General features: G+C 72.8%; 15 protein-coding genes. 8 read left to right on the top strand and 7 right to left on the bottom strand.

Annotated elements, in window-relative coordinates; genetic code table 11:
- The first annotated feature begins 9 nt into the window (after positions 1-9).
- The 3 genes from ADY59_RS04965 to ADY59_RS04975 are packed head-to-tail and all read left to right on the top strand — an operon-like array spanning position 10 to position 2,772.
- On the top strand, positions 10-951 hold the full coding sequence (locus tag ADY59_RS04965) for an NAD(P)/FAD-dependent oxidoreductase (protein ID WP_049558228.1): 942 nt from the start codon (positions 10-12) through the stop codon (positions 949-951).
- 3 nt (positions 952-954) lie between these two features.
- Entirely contained in the window at positions 955-2,361 is a 1,407-nt protein-coding gene (locus ADY59_RS04970; RefSeq protein ID WP_049558230.1) for an MDR family MFS transporter, read from the top strand.
- 15 nt (positions 2,362-2,376) lie between these two features.
- A complete protein-coding gene (locus ADY59_RS04975; protein WP_049558233.1) occupies positions 2,377-2,772 on the top strand; it encodes an antibiotic biosynthesis monooxygenase family protein in 396 nt (131 codons plus the stop codon).
- 6 nt (positions 2,773-2,778) lie between these two features.
- On the opposite strand, the gene ADY59_RS04980 is transcribed toward ADY59_RS04975, so the two are convergent.
- Positions 2,779-3,390, bottom strand: coding sequence for a TetR/AcrR family transcriptional regulator (locus ADY59_RS04980; protein ID WP_049558236.1), 612 nt, complete (start codon positions 3,388-3,390; stop codon positions 2,779-2,781).
- A 99-nt stretch (positions 3,391-3,489) separates the two neighbouring features.
- Here ADY59_RS04980 and ADY59_RS04985 point away from each other — a divergent pair, with 99 nt between their 5' ends.
- Together ADY59_RS04985 and ADY59_RS04990 are read left to right on the top strand one after the other, a co-directional pair.
- Positions 3,490-4,137 carry an FMN-dependent NADH-azoreductase gene (locus ADY59_RS04985; protein WP_049558237.1) on the top strand — a complete coding sequence of 216 codons (648 nt, stop codon included), beginning with the start codon at positions 3,490-3,492 and terminating at the stop codon, positions 4,135-4,137.
- The gene (locus tag ADY59_RS04990) at positions 4,137-4,457 is read left to right on the top strand and encodes a DMT family transporter (RefSeq protein ID WP_049558240.1); all 321 of its coding nucleotides are present in this window, start codon (positions 4,137-4,139) and stop codon (positions 4,455-4,457) included. Before ADY59_RS04985 ends, ADY59_RS04990 begins: the two co-directional genes overlap by 1 nt.
- A gap of 12 nt (positions 4,458-4,469) precedes the next feature.
- Here ADY59_RS04990 and ADY59_RS04995 read toward each other — a convergent pair whose 3' ends face one another.
- Positions 4,470-5,660, bottom strand: coding sequence for an erythromycin esterase family protein (locus tag ADY59_RS04995; protein ID WP_049558242.1), 1,191 nt, complete (start codon positions 5,658-5,660; stop codon positions 4,470-4,472).
- A gap of 164 nt (positions 5,661-5,824) precedes the next feature.
- Between ADY59_RS04995 and ADY59_RS05000 the strand changes: the two genes are divergently transcribed.
- On the top strand, positions 5,825-6,247 hold the full coding sequence (locus ADY59_RS05000) for a DUF6463 family protein (RefSeq protein ID WP_231618551.1): 423 nt from the start codon (positions 5,825-5,827) through the stop codon (positions 6,245-6,247).
- Here the strand turns inward: ADY59_RS05000 and ADY59_RS05005 are convergent.
- Positions 6,219-7,418: an MFS transporter gene (locus ADY59_RS05005; RefSeq protein WP_049558248.1), complete on the bottom strand. Its 1,200-nt coding sequence runs from the start codon at positions 7,416-7,418 to the stop codon at positions 6,219-6,221. The genes ADY59_RS05000 and ADY59_RS05005 overlap by 29 nt on opposite strands.
- Before the next feature lie 35 nt (positions 7,419-7,453).
- Positions 7,454-8,422 (bottom strand): NADPH:quinone oxidoreductase family protein, encoded by a 969-nt coding sequence (locus tag ADY59_RS05010; RefSeq protein WP_049558251.1) that lies wholly within the window; start codon positions 8,420-8,422, stop codon positions 7,454-7,456.
- A 71-nt stretch (positions 8,423-8,493) separates the two neighbouring features.
- Here ADY59_RS05010 and ADY59_RS05015 point away from each other — a divergent pair, with 71 nt between their 5' ends.
- Positions 8,494-8,862, top strand: a complete 369-nt coding sequence (locus ADY59_RS05015) for a winged helix-turn-helix transcriptional regulator (RefSeq protein WP_049558253.1) — start codon at positions 8,494-8,496, stop codon at positions 8,860-8,862.
- Between the two features lie 37 nt (positions 8,863-8,899).
- Here the strand turns inward: ADY59_RS05015 and ADY59_RS05020 are convergent, their stop codons facing one another.
- The 3 genes from ADY59_RS05020 to ADY59_RS05030 form a co-directional block, all read right to left on the bottom strand.
- Positions 8,900-10,327, bottom strand: a complete 1,428-nt coding sequence (locus ADY59_RS05020) for a DHA2 family efflux MFS transporter permease subunit (RefSeq protein ID WP_197093440.1) — start codon at positions 10,325-10,327, stop codon at positions 8,900-8,902.
- Between the two features lie 68 nt (positions 10,328-10,395).
- Complete coding sequence (locus ADY59_RS05025) at positions 10,396-11,421, bottom strand: sigma-70 family RNA polymerase sigma factor (RefSeq protein WP_049558257.1); 1,026 nt, start codon at positions 11,419-11,421, stop codon at positions 10,396-10,398.
- An 82-nt stretch (positions 11,422-11,503) separates the two neighbouring features.
- Positions 11,504-12,148, bottom strand: coding sequence for a TetR/AcrR family transcriptional regulator (locus tag ADY59_RS05030; protein WP_197093447.1), 645 nt, complete (start codon positions 12,146-12,148; stop codon positions 11,504-11,506).
- 172 nt (positions 12,149-12,320) lie between these two features.
- On the opposite strand from ADY59_RS05030, the gene ADY59_RS05035 reads away from it, so the two are divergent.
- The gene (locus ADY59_RS05035; RefSeq protein WP_049558260.1) at positions 12,321-13,544 is read left to right on the top strand and encodes an oxygenase MpaB family protein; all 1,224 of its coding nucleotides are present in this window, start codon (positions 12,321-12,323) and stop codon (positions 13,542-13,544) included.
- The last annotated feature ends 15 nt before the right edge of the window (positions 13,545-13,559 follow it).

Here is a 13,559-nt window from a genome sequence, read left to right on the forward strand (position 1 = left end):
GAGGCAGACATGTACGACGCCGTCATTGCCGGCGGAGGCCCGGCCGGGATGGCCGCGGGCCTGACCCTGGGCCGGATGCACCGCACGGTGCTGCTGATCGACGCCGGCCAGGGCCGCAACGCCCGCGCCGAGAACGTCCACAACTTCCTGACCCGCGACGGCACGCCCCCGGCCGAGCTGCGCGAACTCGGCCGGGCGGAACTGGCCTCGTACCCGACGGTCCAGGCGCGTACGGACACGGTCGCCGGTGCGGGCACGACCGCCGATGGCTTCCGTCTGGAGCTGGCCGGCGGCGGCACCGTGGACGCCCGGCGGCTGCTGCTGGCCACCGGGCTGGCCGACGAGCTCCCCGGGCCGCGCGGGGTGGACGCGCTGTGGGGCCGTTCCGCCTTCCACTGCCCCTACTGCCACGGCTACGAGTGCACCGGCAGGCGCGTCGCGGTGCTCGGGGCGGACGCGGCCCGGGTGCGGCTGGCGCTGCAGCTGAGCCGCTTCGCCGCCGAGGTCACGCTCTGCACCGGCGGCGGGCCGCTCGGCCCGGAGGCGCGGGCGACGCTGACGGCGAACGGCGTGGGCGTGCGCTGCGAGCCCGTCGCCCGGCTGGAAGGGACGGACGGCCGGCTGGAGCGGATCGCGTTCGAGGGCGGACCACCCCTGGCCGGGGACGCGGTGTTCGTCGTCAACGTGCCGCGCCGGCGCTCCGACCTGGCCGATCGCCTCGGCTGCGGGTCCTTCGCCGACGGCTGCGTGGAGGTGGACGAGTTCGGCAGGACCGGCGTGCCCGGCGTGTACGCGGCCGGCGACATGGCGCGGCGGGCCACGATGCCGATGCCGATGTCCGCGGTCGTCTGGGCCGCGGCGAGCGGCATGCTGGCCGGGGCGGTCATCGACCAGGACCTGGTGGGCGCCGACTTCGGCCTGCCCGACCCGTTCGCCCGGGCGAGGGGCTGAGCGATGGCGGACGTCACCACGGCGAGCCGGAGCAACGTGCCGCTCGCCACGGCCGGCCTGCTGATCGGCATGCTGCTGTCGGTCCTGGACCAGACCGTGGTGGCCATCGCGCTGCCCGGCATCGCCGCCGACCTGGGCGGCATGGACGCGATCGGCTGGATCATCACCTCCTACGTGCTGGCCTCGACGGCGACCGGCGCGCTGTACGGACGCCTCAGCGACCGGTTCGGCCGGCGGGCGGTCTTCGTCACGGCGGTCACCGTCTTCCTCGCCGGCTCCGCGCTGTGCGGCCTGGCCCGGACGATGCCCGAGCTGATCGCCGCCAGGACTTTGCAGGGCGTCGGCGCGGGCGCGCTCTTCGTGCTGCCGACGATCGCGCTGTCGGAGCTGTACCCGCAGCGGCTGCGCGGCCGGGTCCAGGGCCTCACCGGCGGCGTCTTCGCGCTGGCCGGCGTGGGCGGGCCGCTCGTCGGCGGCGCGATCACGGACGCCTGGGGCTGGCGCTGGATCTTCTACGTCAACCTGCCGCTGGGCCTGATCGGCCTGGCGCTCACCGCGTACGCGCTGCGGCTGCCCCGGACCGGCGGGGACGGCAGGGTCGACCTGACCGGGGCCGCCCTGATCGCGGGCGCGACGGTGAGCCTCCTCCTGGTGGCCGAGTGGGGCGGCCGCGCCCACGCGTGGCACTCCCCTGTGATCCTCGCGCCGGCCGGGGCGGCGGTGGCCCTGGCGGCGCTGTTCGTGTGGCGGGAGCGGCGCGCGGCGAACCCGCTGCTGCCGCCGAGACTGTTCGCCGACCCGGTCCTGCGCGTCGTGCTGCCCGCGACCGCGCTGCTCGGCGCGCTGCTGGTCGGGTCGATCGTCTACCTGCCCACCTTCCTGCAGGCCGCGTACGGGATGGGGGCGACCACGGCGGGCCTGGCGCTCAACCCGTACGTCCTGACGTTCATGGTGGTGTCCTTCGTGGCCGGGGGCGGCCGGCGGGTGAAGCCGTACCTGCTGGCCGGGTCGCTCGTCGCGGTGCTGGGGTTCGTCCTGCTGGGCGGTGCCGGACCGGGCACGTCGTATGTCCTGCTCGCCGTGGGGATGGGCGTGCTGGGGGCCGGTTTCGGGCTGCTGATGCAGAACCTCGTGGTGGTCGCGCAGAACGCCGTCTCCCCCGCGGACCTGGCGGCCACCACGTCCGCCGTGGTGTCCGTGCGCGGCCTGGGGCTCTCGTTCGGCGTGGCGGTGTCCGGCAGCCTGCTCACGCGCGAACTCCAGGGTGTGGCCCCGGGCCCGCAGGCGACGGCCGAGGCCATCCCCGACGTGCTGTTCTGGGGCGCGCCGGCCGCGGCCGTCCTCGTGGCGCTGCTGGCCCTGCTACCCCGGGCCGTCGACACCCCAACTATGCAACCGATCGGTCGTTAATATAGTTTGGCCGTCATGACGAACGACGACCGGCGACCGCCCGGCTTCAGGTCACGCTGGATCACCGGCCCGGCGAGCGACAGCCCGGGGCCGCTGGTGGCCACCCTGACCGACTACCGGGCACAGCGGCTGCTCGACCTGCCCGGCATCGCCCGTCGCGGCTGGTCGCTGAGCCGCCTGTGGCCGGTCCTGCCCGGCGCGGTCGGCATGTGGCTCTGGGCCGACCTGGGTGGCCGCCGGGCCGGCTCGCTGTCGGTGTGGCGGAGCGAGGACGATCTCCGGGCGTTCGTACGGCTCCCCGAGCACGTGCGGATCATGCGCGACTACCGCCACCGGGGCGCGCTCCACTCCCGCACCTGGATACTGGAAACCCTGGACCGGGCCGCCCTGTGGCGCGCGATGAGCGACTAGGCCCGGTCAGCCCGGCGCGACGACCCCCCGGGCCAGGCGGGCCAGCGCCGCGGCGATCCGCTCCGGGGCGAGACCACGCGCGCGCTGCTCGGCGTAGACGTCCGGGCCCAGCGGGGCGAGCAGGATGTCGACGAGCGCCTCCGGGTCCGGGACCCCCGCCTCGGCCAGCAGCGCCCGCACGTGCGCGCGCCAGAACCCGTACGCGCCGGCGGCGAAGCGCGCCGCGCCCTGCTCGGCCCCCAGGACGAGCGCGATGTGCCCTTCGAGCAGGTCGACCATCGCGCCGTAGAAGGCGGCCAGCCGCTCCCCCGGAGGCGCGCCCGGCCCGAGCGGCGGCTCACCCCGCAGCAGCCGCTCCTGCAGCGCGCGCTCGTGCTCGTCCAGCAGCGCCCGCGCGATCGAGACCGTGTCGGGGTAGCGGCGGTAGAGCGTCCCCCGGCCCACGCCCGCGGCCTTGGCGATGTCGTCCATCGTCACGCCGCGCGGGTCACGGGCGGCGAACAGCCCGGCGGCGGCGGCGAGCACCTTGGCCCGGTTGCGGGCCGCGTCCGCCCGCTCGCGCGGACGCCCCTCCTCGTCGGCGGGACGTCCGGTGAGCAGGTCGGTACGCGGCTTCATGGCGGCGACTCTAATCGACGGGAAGCGAAGTGGACAACATGTCCACATCGTTGCTACCGTCTCAAGCGGGCACGATGTCCAGTTCTGAGGAGTTCTGTCATGGCCATGTTGCTGCACCTCGACGCGAGTGCCCGCCGCCGTTCGATCAGCCGCGAGGTGGGTGACGCCTTCGCCGCGTCGTGGCGCGCCGCCCACCCCGGCGGCACGCATGTCCGCCGCGACCTGGCGGCCGAGCCGGTGCCGCACATCGGCGAGGCGTGGACCGAGCTGTGCGACTACGTGCTGGCGAACGGCGTCACCGAGATCGACCGCTACAAGGACGCCGTCCGGACCCCGGAGCAGGCCGCCGCCTGGGCGATCGTCGAGCCGCTGCTGGCCGAGCTGGTGGCCGCCGACGTGGTGCTGATCGCGACCCCGATGTACAACTACTCGGTCCCGTCGTCGCTGAAGGCGTGGCTCGACCAGGTGACCTTCCCGCGGATGTCGCTCGCCGGGCGGCGCTTCGTGGTCGCCACCGCCCGCGGCGGGGCCTACTCCCCCGGCGCCCCCAAGGCCAGGTTCGACTACCAGGAGCGGTTCCTGCGCGACTTCTTCGCCGGCCACTTCGCCGTCGAGGACACCGCCTTCGTCACCGCCGACCTGTCCAACTCCCGGATCGACCCGCATCTCGCCCACCTGCGCCCCACGCACGACGAGCTGTACGCCGCCGCGCTGCGGAACGCGCACGACCTCGGCAAGGAGTACTGATGAACTGGTTCGTCCTCGGGCTGGCCGGGCTGGTCGAGATCGCCTGGGCGCAGAGCATCAAGCCCACGCAGAACTTCACCAGGCCGCTGCCGACCCTGCTCTCCCTGGCCCTGATGGCGGTCGCGGTCTGGCTGCTGTCGTACGCGATGCGGACCCTCCCGGTCGGCACCGCGTACGCGGTCTTCACCGGCATCGGCGCGGTCGGCGCGATCGCCCTGGGGATCGTCGTCCACAAGGACCCGCTGTCGGCCGGCCGCCTGATCGCGCTGACGCTCATCGTCGCCGGCATCGTCCTGGCCCGCGTCACCAGCCCCGAGTGACCCCGCTCCTGCTCAGGTGACCTGCTCCCGCGGGAGGTCCTTGACGAACGCGATGCCGTCGGCCCTCGTCAGGTGGGCCGGGTCCAGCGGGAAATAGCCGAACCAGGGCGACACGCGGGGGACCGCCTCCCCGACGGCGGCGGCCAGTTGCCGGGGGTCGACGAGGCAGTGGTCCGCGGGAAGCGCGTACAGGTGCCCTTCGACGGTGCCGGCGGGCGGGGCGCCGACCCCCCGGTGCCGGATCGTGCCGACGCCCGTGGCCACGAAGGCGTACGCCTCGCCGAGGCAGGCGCTCACGATCGCGCCGGCGCTCCACCACTCCAGGTGCGTGCCGGCCAGCTCCATCGTGCTCAACTCCCGCTGCAGATGGCGGTTGTGGGCGTGGACCAGCCCCGGGCCCCGCTCGGCGACGGCGAGCAGGTTGGCGGCCATCATCGTGTCCCGCTGGCCCATCAGCCGTGGCATGCGGCCCGGCGAGGTGTCGGCCATCCAGTAGTGGTAGCGCAGCAGGCCGGTGGCGGTGCGCCCGTACAGGCGGGCCCGGTGCCAGTCGTCCCGGGAGGACGTCTCGATCAGGTGCGGCGTCCGCGCGCCGAGCAGCGCCACCAGGTCCTCCGCGAGCAGCAGCAGCTCCCCGGCCCCGGCCGACCGCCCGATGGATCGGGACGGGTCCAGCAGCGTGGCCGGGTCGGTCCACCGGCCGTCGTCGCCGAGCAGGCGGTCGAGCGTCCGCACGGTGCAGGGCAGCAGGTCGGCGTCGACCCGGGCGGCCAGATAGCCGTGCAGCGCGGTGAGCGCCTCCCGGGGCGCACCGGGCCCGCTCATCTCCAGCGGGCCGTCGATCCCGGCGAAGCGCAGCCGCTCGGACACGGGCCTGGCCTCGTTGTACGCGCGCATCCAGCGGACGAGCTCCCGGTTGGCGGCGGACTCGCCGAAGCCGTGGGAGAAGCCGCGCTCCATGACCTCGTCGAGGGTGCCGGTGCCCCAGGTGACGTAGTCGTCCACGACCAGGGCCTTCAGGCAGTCGCTCTCGATCGCGATCCACCGGTGGCCCGCCTGCTCCACGAGCTGCCGGAAGAGCCCGTTGCGGAGGTCGAGCAGCGCATCCTCGCCGTGGGTGGGCTCGCCCAGGGCGAGGATCCTCGGCCGGGCCGGGAGCAGCCCCAGGACGGCGGCAGCCTCGAAGGCGTGGGTGGTAGCCATGCCTTCGACAATATCGTTGAAGTTCTTTGTTGAGACTTTCCTGCCGATCCAGCAGTTCTTACGCGCGGAACCTTCAAAACAGCCGGTAGCACTCCCCCGTCCGGGGGAGCCGCCTCGCTCCACCGGGGGAAGTCGACCGGGGGCGGCGCGGACACGATGGCCCCATGAACGTCACACCTGCGACCCGCCCACCCGCATCGGCCACACCCACGGCCCGGCTCACGGTCTGGGCCGGCCGGATGATGATCCTGATCGCCGCCGGGCACACCCTCGTGTTCGCCCCCATCGCCCCCTGGTCCAGCTGGTTCGCCGGGGAACTGCGCGACCGTTCCGGGGTGAGTGACTCGCTGGTCACGTTCTGGGCGCTGCCCGGCGGGTTCGTCGTGGTGCTGGTGCTGCTGGGGCTGCTCGTCGCGCGGGCAGGGCGGCTCGGGCACGCCGTTCCCGCGTACGTCGGCTGGGCGATCCTGGCCTGGGGAGCGCTGGGCGTCACCCTGATCGGGCCGAGCGGATTCCTCCTGGCGGTCGTCCCCGCCGGGCTGCTCATCGCGGCCGGCGTCACCGCCCGGCGGGGTTCCCGGGCGTGAGCGGCCGGCGGATCGGGGTCAGGAGGCCCGACAGTGAGACGAGCACGCAGCCCGCTCCGGCGATGACCGCCACGGTGGCGACGCCGAACCGGGCGGCGCCGAGGGTGAGGAGCGCGGCGCCGGCCGGGCCGAGCACGTAGTGGATGGTCCAGAAGGCGGCGGTGACCCGGCCCAGGAGGTGGCTGGGGGTGATCTCCTGGCGGAAGGACTGCGAGCAGATCCCCGCCACGGCCGTGCCGAACACGAACAGCGCCATGAGGACGGCGATCACCGGCACGCCGGTGGCCAGCCCGACGCCGCCCATCGCCAGCCCGGACAGCGTGGTGGCGCTCACCCAGGTGTGGCCGAACCCGATCGCCTTGCGGATGCGGGCGATCAGCGGGGCGCCCAGGATGGTGCCGACGGCCGCGCAGGCCAGGACGAGACCGACGGCGTCGTCGTTCTGGGACAGGTCGTGCTTGAGGTGGTAGATGACGATGTCGTCCACCCCGGCCGTCAGGAAGATGAAGAACGTCAGCAGGATCGTCAGCGAGCGCAGCACCGGCTGCCGCCACAGGAACCTGGCGCCTTCGAGCAGGCCGCCCCGGTCCTGCGGCGCCGCGGCCGGCCGCAGCCGGACCAGCATGAGGCCGAGCGCCGACACCACGAAGGTGGCGGCGTCGAGGCCGATCGCGACCACCGGGCCGTACGCCTGGGAGATCACTCCGACCAGTGCCGGGCCGCCGATGCCGCCCGCGGCGTAGATGGCGTACAGGCGGCCGTTGGCCTGGGTGATCTGACCGGGTTCGACCAGGCTGGGCACCACGGTGACGTACGTGACCTGGAAGATCATGCCCAGCGCGGCGCCCACGGGGACGATCACGTACAGCAGCCAGATCTGCGGGCCGGAGATCCACACGATCGGGATGGCGGCGTAGAGCGCGGCCCGCGCCAGGTCACAGGCGATGAGCAGGGTACGGCGGTCCAGGCGATCGGCGAGGTATCCGGCGAACACGCCCGTGACGAGCGACGCGGCGCCGGACAGCCCGGTGAGGACGCCCATCTGCACGACGGAGCCGGTCGCGTGCAGGACCAGCAGCGGGATGGCGAGCGCCGAGAACGAGTCGCCCGCCACCGACAGCGCCTGGACGGTCAGGAAGATGTTGAAGTTACGGTTGCGAAAGAGGTTCATCCGGCTGCCGATCCTCTCGGATCACGGCACCGGCCTCAACCGTGGGTCCCCACATCCAGCACCAGTTTGCCCGCAGCCGTGTTCGCGGCGATGGCGCCCAGGGCCTCCGGGGCCTTGCCGAACGGGTACGCGACGGGCTCGCGCGGGGTCACGAGCCCCTGGGAGTACCACTCCAGGCACTGACGCAGGGCCCGCATGGCGGTCCCGGCATCCCGGACCGCGTAACCGGCGATGTCCTCGCCGATGATCGAGATGTTGCCCAGGAGCACGTCGAGCAGGCTGACGCGGGGAACGTCGCCGCTCGCGAACCCGGTGGTCACCAGCCGCCCCTCCCAGGCGAGGCCGCCGATCAGGTCGGCCGTGAGCTCCCCGCCCACGAGGTCGAGCGCGAGATCGGCGCCCCGCCCGCCGGTCACCTCCCGGACCGCCCGGGCCAGGTCCGCCGGGGGCACCAGGTGATCGGCCGCCTCGGCCGGGAGGGCGCCGGAGCGGTCGACGGCGATCACCCGGGCGCCGACGGCGCGGGCCACCTGCAGGGCCGCCCGTCCCACGTTGCCCGTGGCTCCGGTGACCACCACGCTCTCCCCCGCTCGCAGCAGGCCGCGATGCACCAGCGACACGTGCGCGGTCGCGTAGGCGACGGGGAAGGCCGCGGCGGTCAGGTCGTCCATGGCGTCGGGAACGGGAAGGACCCGGCCGGCGTCGACGACGAGCTGGTCGGCGTAGGCGCCCCAGGCGACCAGGGCGATGACCCGCTGCCCGGCGGTGAGCCCGGTGACGCCGGGCCCGATCTCGGCGACGGTGCCCGCGACCTCGAACCCGGGCACGGGCGGCTCGGGAGCGGGAATCTGGAAGTCGCCGGCGAGCTGGACGAGTTCGGCGAAATTGAGGCCGATCGCCGAAACCGACACCCGGACTTCCCCGTCGGCGAGCACAGGGTCGGGCAACTGCAACAGTGTGAGCTGGTCGGGCCCGCCGGGCCGGCGGGGGGCAAGGACGCGCATATGTCTCCTCCGTATTTCGCGACAACATCACGGTAAAAGTCCGACAGGAACCTCCGGGTACCTTGGTTCCCATGAGTTCCTTCGACCGGCCCGGCGACGTTTTCCTCGCCGATTGCCCCGCCAGGTTGGCCGTCGAGGTCATCGCCGACAAATGGGCGGTCGTCACCGTCTACGCGCTCGGCAGGGGCCCGCGCCGCCATGGCGAGCTCAAAGCGCTCATCGGCGGCATCAGCTCCAAGATGCTGACGCAGACGCTGCGCAGGCTTCAGCATCACGGGCTCATTCAGCGGCACGCTTTCGCGGAGGTGCCGCCCCGGGTCGAGTACTCCCTGACGGCACTCGGCGAAACCCTGCTGGAACCGGTCACCATGCTCAGCCGCTGGGCCGAGGCGAACGCCGACGCGGTCCTCGAAGCTCAGGACCGCATGGGAATCTCCTGAACGCACCTCACCCGCGGGGGCGTCCTCCCGTAGGTCGTCATCGAACGGCTTCCTGCGGCGCGGCGGCCGGGCCCGCCGCGGCGGCCGGTCGCCTGCCCGGCATGCCGAGCGCGATGAGCAGGCCGGCGAAGGCGAGCCCGGTGACCGCGCCCATCGCCGCCGTGAAACCGGCGCTGAACTCCGCGGCCGACGCGTACCCCCCGGCGGCGGCGAAGACGGCGACCGAGACCGCGACGCCGAACACCCCGCCGAAGATCCGCAACATCATGAACGCGCCGGACGCCTGGCCGATCTCCTGCGGCCGCACCGCGCCGACCACCGCCTTCTGCGCCGCCGGCATGGCCATGCTCAGCCCGGCCCCGCCGGCGATCAGCGCGGGCAGCAGTTCGAGGTAGCCGGTGCCGGGCCCGGCGGCGACGGCGATCCACCCCATGCCGAGCGTCTGCAGCAGCAGCCCGCCGACGACGAGCTTCCGCTCGCCGACCCTGTCGGCCAGCCGGCCGGCGATCGGCGCGCACACCATCAGCGTCGCGGTCCACGGCATCAGCCGCAGTCCCGCGCCGAGCGGCCCGTCGCCGTGCACGGTCTGGAAGTACTGCGCCAGGAAGAACATCGTGCCGTAGAGCGAGGCGAAGACCAGGAAGTTCGCCGGGTTGGCCGTGGCGAAGCCGCGCAGCCGGAAGAACCGCATCGGCAGCATCGGCGCGTCCGCCCGTCGCTCCCACAGCACGAACGCGATCAGCAGGGCGACGCCGAGCACCAGCGCGCCCAGCACTTCGGCGCTGCCCCAGCCCGCCGCGTTCCCCCGCACCAGGCCCCACACGACACCGAACGCGCCCAGGGTCACCAGCCCGGCCCCGCCCAGGTCGAGCCGGTTGTTCGGGCCGAAGCCCTCCTCGACGCGCCGGGTGGTGAGCGCGATCGCGATCAGCCCGATCGGCAGGTTCAGCCAGAAGATCCACTGCCAGGCCAGCCCCTCGGCGATGACGCCGCCGACGAACGGGCCGCTGAGCGTCGCCAGGCCGGTGATGCCCAGATACAGCCCCATCGCCTTGCCCCGCCGCTCCGGCGGGAACATCGCGGTGATCAGGGTGAGCGACAGCGGCAGCACCATCGCGCCCCCCACGCCCTGCAGCGCCCGCGACGCGATCAGCGTGCCGATGTCCGGCGACAGCGCGCAGGCCACCGACGCGACCGTGAACACCGCCAGGCCGGTGACGAAGACGCGTCGCCGGCCGAACCGGTCCCCCAGCGCCGCCCCGGTCAGCAGCAGGACGGCGAACGTCAGGCTGTAGGCGTTGACGCTCCATTCGAGCGCTTCGATCGAGGCCGTCAGATCCTGCCGGATCGTGCTCAGCGCGGTCGTCACCACCAGGGCGTCCAGGGACATCATGAACGACGCCAGCGAAGCGAGCCCCAGTACCCAGGCCTGCTTGGACGTCATCCGTTCTCCGTCGGCACTCATTGCTTCTCCTTGCTCGGAAGATTTGTGGCATGGCTCCGCCGCCGCTCCACCCGGGAGTCGGGAACCGGTCAGACGCGCAGCGAGCGCGGCAGCCCGAACGTCGTCAGCAGCGAGTTGTCCAGGAAGCGGGTCACCATGGAGATCCGGTCGCCGGCCAGGGTCAGCACGAGCACGCCGTGCGCGTGCATGATCGGCGTCCGCCGGTCGCGGATGTAGCAGCCGAACGCCGGCTGGCCGTTGGCCCGCGTCGGGATCAGCACGCGCCCGGTGCCCCGGCGCATGGCGATGGTCTCCAGGAAGCTCCGGATGACGTCCGGGCCCTGGTACTCCAGCGGGAGCGGCGGCATGGTCAGCCACGCGTCGTCGGTCAGCAGCGCCACGATCGCGTCGACATCGCCCGCCTCGAACGCCCGCGCGAACGCGTCCACGAGGCGGCGTTCCCGCGGGGAGTTCGGCAGCGGCGCGCCCTCCCGGCCGGGCAGCTCGCGTGCCAGCGCGGCCCGGGCCCGTTTCAGCGCCATGGCCACCGCGTTCTCGGTCGTGTCGAGGATGCCCGCCACCTCGCCGGCCCGGAACCCCAGCACGTCCCGCAGCACCAGCACGGCCCGCTGCCTGGGCGGCAGTTGCTGCAGCGCCGCCAGGAACGCCAGCGACACCGACTCCCTGAGCTCGTAGCGCGCCTCCGGCCCGGGCACCTGGTCGGCGATCTCGTCGAGCAGCATGTCCGGGTACGGCTCCAGCCAGCTCGGCTCGGCCCGGTGGTGCGACGGCTCGGGCAACGGGACCTCCGGTCGGTAGGCCGGGTAGCCGTGCGGACGCCTGCCGCCGCCCCGCAGGGCGTTGAGGCAGCGGTTGGTCGCGATGCGGTAGAGCCAGGTGCGCACGGACGCGCGTTCCTCGTAGCCGCCGATCGCGCGCCAGGCCGCCAGCAGTGTCTCCTGCAGCAGGTCCTCGGCGTCCTGCACCGACCCCAGGATGCGGTAGCAGTGCACCTGGAGCTCACGCCGGTACGGCTCGACCAGCTCGCGGAACGCCTCACCGTCCCCGCTCCGCGCCAGCGCCAGCAGATCTCCGGCCGACGGGCTCCCTCGCATGGTGGCTCCTTCTCTCCCCACGGCGCCTCTCGAAGGGACAGACACCGCCGACGCCGGAAAGTGGTCGGTCGCCGGGAAGACGTCAGGCCGGGGAGAGCATGGGCACGAGGAACTGCCTGGCCACGGCGGCGAGCTGGGCGTCGTCGTCGAGGTCGACGAGCTGGCTGGGGGTCGCCAGGAAGGAGGCGGAGACCCGTACCATCAGCTCGGCCACGAGGTCGGTGTCGAGGCCGGCGGACACGTGGCCGGCGCGCTGCTCGCGGCGGAGCTGGCCCGCGACGAACTGGCGCACGGTGGCGAGGGTCTGCCCGCCGTCACTGATCATGGAGGGCACGACCAGGTCCGGCTCGGCGGCGATCAGGCCGCCGATCAGCGGGTTGCGCCGGATGGCGCGCAACGAGCTCACGAAGCCCAGGACCACCCGGTCGGCGGCGGTGCGGGCGTGTTCGATGTCGATGAGGAACTGGTCGAAGTAGCGGCGGAACTCCCGTCGTACGACATGTTCGACCAGGGCGTCCTTGGTGGCGAAGCGCCGGTAGACGGTGATCCGCGAGACCCCGGCCCGGCGGGCCACGTCCTCCATCGTCGATCGGCGGATGCCCATGCGGCAGAACTGCTCGTAGGCCGCGTCGAGGATGCGCGCGCGGGTCTCGTCCACGGCGCCGACCCGTTCGACGGCGTCGGTGTAGGCGCGCTCCAGCAACGACTCGGAGTCCGACGGCGTCATGAGCACGGACAGCGCAGATTCCACGATCACCCCTCCCGTGACTGATTCTGCCCCCATCACCTGGGTCTTGTGATGACCAGAACACTGTGCTGTGATGATACGCAGACTCAAGTTCTGTTTCATCGTATCAGGAGGTGCTCTCGGCCTCGATCGAGGGAGGAGGAACGAAGGCGTGGACGAACTCAGCAGGCGCAACGTGCTCAAGGCGGGCGGGGCGCTGGGCGCGCTCGGCGCGCTGACCGTCGCGGCCCCCGCGCACGCGCAGGTGCCGTGGACGTGGTCGCCCAAGGGCTCCGTCGGAGGCACGGGCGCGGGCGTCGACCCGAGATGGGTGTGGGACGAGGAGGCCGACCCGCTGGTCGCCTCGGTGCTCGACCGCGGCGACGTGCCCCGGGTCAACGAGCTGTTACGGACCTGGACCAAGAACGACCAGCCGTTACCCGCCGGCCTGCCGGCGGACCTGCGCGACTTCATGGAGCGCGCCCGCCGGCTCCCGCCCTGGGCCGACCGGGGCAAGCTCACCACGGTGATCGAGTTCAACAAGAAGCGCGGGCTCTACCTCGGCCTGCTGTACGGGCTGGCCAGCGGCATGATGAGCACGGTCATCCCCAAGGAGGCGCGCGCGGTCTACTACTCCCAGGGCGGCGCGGACATGAAGGACCGCATCTCCAAGACCGCCAAACTCGGCTACGACATCATGTCGCGCGACGCCTACGACCCCGGCGGCGAGATGATCGTGACCTGTGTCAAGACCCGGCTGGTGCACGCGGCGGTGCGGCACCTGCTGCCGCGGTCACCGCACTGGTCGCAGGTCGCCGACGAGGAGATCCCGATCAGCCAGCGGGACATGATGGTGACCTGGCACAGCCTGCCCACGACCGTCATGCAGAAGATGACCGGGTGGGGGGTGCCGATCCCGGCCGCCGAGTCCGACGCCTTCCTGCACTCGTGGCAACTGTGCGCGCACATGCTCGGCATCAGGGACGAGTACATCCCCGCGTCGTGGGCCGAGGCGAACTCCCAGGCCGGCCAGGTCCTGGACCCGGTGCTGGCGCCGACCCCCGAGGGCGTCAAGCTCGCCGACATCCTGCTCAATCTGGGCTCCAGCGTCGACGGCGGCATCCTCAGCAAGCCCATCCTCGGCGCGTTCACCCGCTTCATGCTGGGTGACGAGATCGCCGGCTGGCTGAAGATCCGCAGGGAGCTCGTCTGGGACCCGCTCCTCAGGGTGAGCTGGAAGCCCTTCATCGCCGTCCGCGAGGGCCTGCTGCCCTTCCCGGCGGCGCCGGAGGCGTACTGGCTGTTCGACGAGTTCCTCCGCAAGGCGGCCCTGCTCTTCCTGTCGGAGGCGCGGCCGATCAGCATCGAGATCCCCGACACCAACCGCCCGTCCTGATCGCGACTCCGCCCC

It is taken from the genome of Nonomuraea sp. SBT364, assembly GCF_001083785.1.
Taxonomy (GTDB): Bacteria; Actinomycetota; Actinomycetes; order Streptosporangiales; family Streptosporangiaceae; genus Nonomuraea.